Annotated in this window: 1 protein-coding gene and 2 pseudogenes; all 3 read left to right on the forward strand. The window is 45.2% G+C overall.

The genetic code is table 11. The features are described 5' to 3' along the window. A pseudogene (locus A3729_RS20640) lies at window positions 1-322 on the forward strand (pyridine nucleotide-disulfide oxidoreductase); the annotation flags it as partial. Between the two features lie 234 nt (window positions 323-556). Further along, complete coding sequence (gene cueR, locus A3729_RS20645) at window positions 557-982, forward strand: Cu(I)-responsive transcriptional regulator (protein ID WP_068506746.1); 426 nt, start codon at window positions 557-559, stop codon at window positions 980-982. Beyond that, window positions 979-1,209, forward strand: a pseudogene (locus tag A3729_RS34085) (ATPase); the annotation flags it as partial. The gene cueR and the pseudogene A3729_RS34085, both read left to right, overlap by 4 nt.

Below are 1,209 nucleotides of genomic sequence, written 5' to 3' on the forward strand. Positions count from 1 at the left end.
TGTAAGCCGTTATGATATTGATGATTTAGACCGAGCTATTGCCGATGGTGAGGCTCATGGTTTTATCAAGGTGCTAACCGTCCCCGGGAAAGATAAAATTCTTGGGGTAACGATTGTCGGTCATCATGCCGGGGATATTATTGCTGAATACGTGACGGCAATGAAGCATGGCTTAGGTCTGAATAAGATCCTGGGCACGATTCATATCTACCCAACCCTGGCGGAAACCAATAAGTTTGTCGCTGGTAACTGGAAAAAAGCCAACGCGCCTGAGAAGGTATTGCAGTTTCTTGAGAAATTTCATGCATGGCGTCGTGGTTGAGGCTTATTCATTCTTAGGCTGAGAACGCCATTCCTCACATGAAACCAACCAGCCCTAAGCCGCCAGCGAGCCATGGAAGGCTCTGTCTACTTGAGTTATTTTGACTATGGTCATACCCACCTACACTGACCACTTTCGTCATAAATTTCGAATTAAATAAATTTGTATTGACCTTACCGTAGCTGTAAGGTTTATGCTATTCCATATTAGATCAATTTATATAGGAGTAGCACGATGAATATCGGCGCGATATCAAAGCTAACAGGCCTTAATTCTAAAACCATTCGCTACTACGAAGAGATCGACCTGGTTCATCCTAGCTCGCGCTCTGCCAACGGCTATCGACAATATTCAGAACAAGATCTGGAACAGCTCCAGTTTATCCAGCGCGCCCGAAAGACAGGCTTCAATATTGATGAGTGTCGCCACTTGCTTGATCTTTTCAATAATAAAGGCCGACAAAGTCACGAGGTTAAATCCCTCGTCTTGGACAAAGCAAAATTAGTTGAAGAGCAAATAGCTGAGCTTAGGCTGATGCACCAGTGCCTGCTAGACCTCGCTAGCCAATGCCAATCTAACAATGACCCTCACTGCGCTATTCTTGATAAGCTTAGCGAGGCACCAGAGCAACTAACGACACAGGGAGGGGTAAAGCTATGAAAGAAACGAAATCAAGCTGCTGCGGCTCTAGTTCTGAAAAAAATAACCCTGAAAAGCCTGAAAGTAGTTCAAGTTGTTGCAGCAAAGAAAAACAGCCCGTACATACTACGTCATGCTGCTCCAGCAGTAGTAAGGCAACGAGCGAGCCCGCAACTAACAGTTGCTGTGAAGACTCTCCAGAAAAGCGAGACTGGTTACTCTGGGGGAGCTTAACGCTTTCAATTATC

This window comes from Oleiphilus sp. HI0043 (genome assembly GCF_001634935.1).